The 2,991-nt window shown below is 79.7% G+C and carries 2 protein-coding genes; both read left to right on the top strand.

Annotation, left to right across the window (positions count from 1 at the left end; genetic code table 11):
- On the top strand, positions 1–2,175 hold a 2,175-nt coding region (locus tag RI554_09650; GenBank protein ID MDR9392278.1), incomplete at its 5' end, for a PD-(D/E)XK nuclease family protein.
- Positions 2,172–2,991: UvrD-helicase domain-containing protein (locus RI554_09645; protein ID MDR9392277.1), on the top strand; the 820-nt coding region annotated here is incomplete at its 3' end. The genes RI554_09650 and RI554_09645, both read left to right, overlap by 4 nt.

Below are 2,991 nucleotides of genomic sequence, written 5' to 3'. Positions count from 1 at the left end.
CCCGGCCTCGAGGACGAGACGCCCGCCCCCGACGGCGTCCACGTCGCCGCCGACGACGTCACGGCCGGCGCGGCGCCCACCCCGGTCCGCGCCGCCCACGCCGACCCCGCCCACGAGGTGCGCGCCGCCCTCCGCTGGCTCCGCGCCCACCTCGAGGCCGGCGTCCCCGCGCACCACCTCGCCGTCGCCGCGCTCGACCCCAGCGCGTACGACGACCGCCTGATCCCCGCCGCGCGCCGCGCCGGCCTTCCCCTCCACGTCACCCACCGCGTCCCCGTCCTGCACCGCCCCGCGGGGCAGCTCGCCGCGGCCCTCGCCGACGCGCTCCGCGCCGGCCCCAGCCGCGCGCGCCTACGCCGCCTCCTCGCCGCCGGCCACGCCGCCGACGGGGGCGCCGGCGACGCCCCCCTCGCGGCGATCCCCCTCGACTGGGACCGACCCCTGCACCCCGAAACGATCTTCGGCCGCGCCGAGCACTGGCCCTACGTGCGTCCGCACCTCGACGCCGCCGCCCGCGAGGCCCTCGACCCGCTCGTCGACGACCTCGCCCGCGGCCTCGACGCCGCCCACGCCGTCGGCGACCGGTGGCTCCGGGGGCGCGCCCACGAGGTCTGGACCCGCGCCCTCGACCGCGGCCGCCGCGCCGACCTGCTGCACCACCTCGAGCAGCTCCGCGACGGCGACGACGTCGACCCCGAGGGCGCCGCCCTCTGGGCCCCCGCCGAGACCCTCCTCGCCGCCCCCCGCCCCCGCGTCCGCCTGCTGGGCCTGGCCAGCGGCGCCTGGCCCCGCGACAACGTCGACGACCCGCTGCTGCCCGCCCACCTGCGGGGCGGACGCCCCCTGGTGGACCCGCCCCGCGGCCGCCGCGACCGCGGCACCCTCCGCGCCCTCCGGTCGCTCCCGGGCGACGAACTCGTCCTCTCCCGCCCCCGCGCCGACGCGGGCGGCAAGGCCGCGCCACCCAGCCCTCTGCTGCGCGACGTGCCCGGCGACGAGGTCCAGGTCCCCGCCGACGCACCCCCCGCCACGCCGTACGACGACGCCGACCGCCGCGCCCACCGCCCCGCGGAGCTCGCCCGCGACCCCGCCCGCCGGGGCGGCGTCGACGCCTTCCGCGCCCGCCGCTCCGAGGCCCTCACCGCCCACGACGGCGTCGTGCCCGCCGACCACCCCGCGATCCTCGCGACCCTCGACGGTCCCCTCGCCCCCAGCCACCTGGTCCCCCTCCTCCGCGACCCGTTGCGCTTCGTCGCTCAGCACGTCCTGCACTGGAAGGAACCCCCGCTCGACGACGAACCGCTCGACCTCGACGCGCGGACGTTCGGGACGTTCCTCCACGACGTCCTCGAGCGCGTCACCCGCCGCCTCGCCGCCGACGGCGTCGCGGCGCACGACGGCGCCCCCGGCCTCGACGCGGCCTTCGCCGACGCGCTGCAGGCCGCCGCCGAACGCTTCACGCACCCCGGGGAACGCGACGCCTTCGCGCCGCCCCCCGCCACCCTCTGGCGCGCCACGCTCCGGCGGACCGACGCCCTCGCGCGCCGCGCCCTCGCCCTCGAGGGGGCGCCGCTGCCCGGCATGCGCAGCTTCGCCGAGGTCCGCTTCGGGCTCGCCGACCGTCGCGCCCCGGTCGAAGGCCTCACCCCCCCGTGGCCCCCCGACGCGCCGTTCACGTTCCCCGGCACGACGCTCCGCCTGCGCGGCGTCGTCGACCGCCTCGACGTGAGCGGCGACGGCACCCAGGCCCGCGTCACCGACTACAAGACCGGCGCCCCGAAGACCGAGAAGGCCCTCGCGGACGGCCAGGAGGTCCAGCGCGTCGCGTACGCCGCGGTCGCCCGCGCCCACCTCGACCCCGCCCCTCGCACCGAAGCGCGCCTGATCTACCCCAAGGGCCCCGTCGTCCGCACCGTCCCCGCCGACCGCATGGAGGCGGAGATCGACCGCCTCGGGGGCGCCCTCGCCGCCGCCCGCGACGCCCTCGCCGCCGGTGGGGCGGTGCCCGGCGAGGACGGGCTCGACGGGACCGTCCCCAGCCGCCCCCTGCGCCTCGCCCTCCCCGCCGACGCGAAGGCGTACGCCGAACGCATCGGCGAGGCGGTCGACGCGCTCCGCGCCGACGTCACCGCCGCCTGGGCCGACCCGGACGACGACGAGGAGGCCTCCCCGTGACGACGCTGCACGACGCCGACGCCCGCCTGCACGCCCTCACGACCCGCGACCGCAGCCTCCTGATCGAGGCGGGGGCGGGCAGCGGCAAGACGTCCCTGATGGCGGGCCGCATCGCCCGCCTCCTCGCCGACGGCGAACCGCCCGACGCGATCGCCGCCATCACCTTCACCGACGCCGCCGCCGCACGGCTCGGCAACGCCGTGCAGGCCCTCGTCGAGGCGTTGATCGAGGGGCACGTCGACGTCTCCGTCGCGCCCGCCTTCGCGGGCGGCGTCGACGACGCCGCCCGCGCGAACCTCCGGGCCGCCGCCCGCGAGATCGACGCCCTCACGACGAGCACCATCCACGGCTTCGCGCGCGCCCTGGCGCTGCCCTACCCCGTCGAAGCCGGCCTCGACCCGGGCGCCCGCGTCCTCGACGCCGACGCCGCCGACGCCCTCTTCGACGAGGTCGTCGACGGGTGGCTCCGCGACCGGTTCGGGGACGCCGGCCGCGAGGACGACCCGCTCGTGCGCTGGTTGGTCGGGGCGCCCCAAACCGGCGCCGCCGGCCTCCGCGCCCTCGCCGTCGACCGCCGGCACCACCGCGACGCGACCCCCCCCGAAGCGAACCTCGCGGCGCTCGGCGCGTCCCTCGCCGCGCTGCGCGACGGCGTCGACGCCTTCGCCGCGGAGCTGGACCACTGGCCGTTCACCTCCCCGCAGGCGACCGAGCGGCGCGAGGTCCTCCGCGCGATCCTCGACGACGTCGACGGCCTCGCGGTCGGCGCGGCGGACGTCGCGCCGGGCGACGTCGTCGACCTCGCCCTCGCCCTCG

It is taken from the genome of Trueperaceae bacterium, from assembly GCA_031581195.1.
Taxonomy (GTDB): domain Bacteria; phylum Deinococcota; class Deinococci; order Deinococcales; family Trueperaceae; genus SLSQ01.
This window is presented reverse-complemented; position numbering and strand designations above follow the sequence as displayed.